This window comes from Streptococcus sp. HMSC063B03 (genome assembly GCF_001836965.1).
GTDB lineage: Bacteria > Bacillota > Bacilli > Lactobacillales > Streptococcaceae > Streptococcus > Streptococcus pneumoniae_F.
This window is the reverse complement of sequence record NZ_KV831017.1, coordinates 1-1956: the sequence shown is the minus strand read 5'-3', so window position 1 is coordinate 1956 and position 1956 is coordinate 1. Positions and strand designations below refer to the sequence as shown.

General features: G+C 39.6%; 4 protein-coding genes. All 4 read left to right on the top strand.

All coding sequences use genetic code 11. From position 1 onward, the window contains the following. The first annotated feature begins 142 nt into the window (after positions 1–142). Positions 143–544: a YwqH-like family protein gene (locus HMPREF2628_RS03255; RefSeq protein ID WP_070842322.1), complete on the top strand. Its 402-nt coding sequence runs from the start codon at positions 143–145 to the stop codon at positions 542–544. Between the two features lies 1 nt (position 545). After that, on the top strand, positions 546–839 hold the full coding sequence (locus tag HMPREF2628_RS03250) for a penicillin-binding protein (RefSeq protein ID WP_070842321.1): 294 nt from the start codon (positions 546–548) through the stop codon (positions 837–839). Further along, complete coding sequence (locus HMPREF2628_RS03245) at positions 836–1492, top strand: DUF4176 domain-containing protein (RefSeq protein ID WP_070842320.1); 657 nt, start codon at positions 836–838, stop codon at positions 1490–1492. Before HMPREF2628_RS03250 ends, HMPREF2628_RS03245 begins: the two co-directional genes overlap by 4 nt. Beyond that, on the top strand, positions 1476–1956 hold a 481-nt coding region (locus tag HMPREF2628_RS03240), incomplete at its 3' end, for a T7SS effector LXG polymorphic toxin (RefSeq protein WP_257375274.1). The genes HMPREF2628_RS03245 and HMPREF2628_RS03240, both read left to right, overlap by 17 nt.

Below are 1956 nucleotides of genomic sequence, written 5' to 3'. Positions count from 1 at the left end.
CGAGATGGTTATCGTATCAAACTTATCAGTGAGTAAAAGCGAGTCATTTGGCTTGCTTTTATTTTTAGGGTGCTTTCCCAATCCTTATGGTAAAACATCAGAATTTTTGATATAATTAGAGAAAAAATGGAGGAGTTTATGTATGGGACGATACGATAGTGCTATTGCGAATTGTCATGCGCAAATTCGTTGGATCCGTTTGGATATACGTACTTATGAGGATAAGATAAGACGGTTGGAATCTGCGAATGATCGTATTCAGAGTCAGATGGATGTTGTTAGTAAAAACAAGACTTCTGCGAGTGATTTGAATAAGCACTCTACAACTGATTTCAAGGGAACTCGTCGGGAAGATTTTGATAAAACGTTAGCAGGAATTTCCGATGCGATTACAACTTGGTTGACAGATACAGAAATGAATCGTAAGAGTATTCGCTTTAAAATATCAGAATATAATGGGAATATTGAAGATTGCCAGAAGAAAATTAATAGTCTAAATAGCCAGATTGAATACTATCATCGCTTGAATTGGGAGGAGGACTAGTATGTCAGGTCAAGCAGAAATATATGTCCAAACAGAAGAATGGGCTGGACAGGTCGGACATTATCATTCGGATGTTGCCTCTGTTCGTCCACTATCTACTCTTCCTTTTTCCTATACAGATTTGTCTCCTTTTAAGAACTTTAATCAAGCCATTCAGAATTTAAATTCATCTGTCATAAAATATCGAACTTATGTGAATTCTCAATCCTCTAATATGCTTAGGGTTTCTGATAATAAGTTGTTGGATGATCGTTCAGGAGCCGATGGATTTCAAGATGGGATTCGATTAAAATGAAGACAGCAGAACAAATTTGGAAAGAGTATTGTGACGGTAATACGGCATTTCCCGCTACAGATTTTTTACATCAGATAGCTTTTATTTTAAAAAATCGTCCAGAGGTATTGGGCGCAATCGTAAAAGCTTTTTTGGATAAAAAGCCAAACTATATTTATCATCCGCGGATTGGCGCTGATATTGAAGTGACTTTTTTACCGAAAGAAGTGTATATTTGTCGGAATGAGACAGATATTATGCTAGCTAAAAGTGAATTTGTCCATTTTTTAGATGGGGTTGATAAGGTTTATAGTGACATTCTTCCCTTGGGCACATTGGTTGAGATTGATAAGGAGCAGCTATCTCAAGAGCTAGTAGCGTCACTTTTAGGCGATGAGCCCCTTTATGTCATGATTATGGGGCGAAAAGTCGTTTTCGACGGAGCTTATGTGGATTATTTAGCACAGTTCTGGCCACTTGGTCTTCAAGCAGAGCTTCCACCGATGGCGATTCATAAGACCATGATCAAACGAATTATCGCTCAGGGTTATTCGGAATCTGAAAAAGAAAGTTCCTATGTGGATCAATTACGGGAAATATTGATGAAAACAGCTATTCCTTCCCACTTTTATTTACGATTACAGGAGGAGTTAGACGATGAAAATCAAGCGTAGCGAGTTGGAAAGTTTAAAGAATTTTCTCTATAAACAGACCCAAGCTTTCGAGGCTGATTTGGCTGAGGCACAGTCGACTGCGCAGAGTCTTGCATCGAGTCAAGCGCTGCGTGGTGATGTCAAGACTGCGATTAACCATGAGTTGAACTATTACAACCTTCCCCTCCTTCAGGGTTATGTGGACTATTCTAATCTGCTTTATACTGAGTTTGACAATCTGATTTCTGACTTTGAATCAACAGTCGGTGAGAAAAGCGCAACAGCTGTCATCAACAGTGAGGCCTTAACTAGCTTGAAGCAGAGTGTGGATGGTCTCCATTCCTCCATTGTCTGGGATATGGATGCGACGAATAAATATTATACGGAAATTTCTGACTTGATCTCACTGAAAGCTCCCAGCAAGGATAAGCTAGCTCGGGCTATTGAGGCGTCGAAACAGTCGCTTTCCGAGACGGAGAAGCGCC